This is a genomic window from Streptomyces telluris (assembly GCF_024519335.1).
GTDB lineage: Bacteria > Actinomycetota > Actinomycetes > Streptomycetales > Streptomycetaceae > Streptomyces > Streptomyces telluris.
This window is the reverse complement of sequence record NZ_JANIID010000110.1, coordinates 1-206: the sequence shown is the minus strand read 5'-3', so window position 1 is coordinate 206 and position 206 is coordinate 1. Positions and strand designations below refer to the sequence as shown.

General features: G+C 66.0%; 1 protein-coding gene. It reads right to left on the bottom strand.

All coding sequences use genetic code 11. From position 1 onward, the window contains the following. On the bottom strand, positions 1–206 hold a 206-nt coding region (locus NQU55_RS36320; protein ID WP_256791890.1), incomplete at both ends, for an ArsR/SmtB family transcription factor.

Genomic DNA, 206 nt, shown 5'->3' with positions numbered 1-206 from the left:
GTGGAGCCGGTGCGGGTGGAGGTGACGATGCCTGAGCGGCGTAGTACCGCTAGTTGCTGGGAGAGGCTGGAGGCTTCGATGTCGATTTCGGCGAGCAGGTCGCGTACTGGCCTGGGGCCGTCCTGGAGCAGTTCCAGGACCCGGATGCGGACCGGGTGTCCCAGCATCCGGAAGAACTCGGCCTTCGCCTGATACAGCGGAACCGG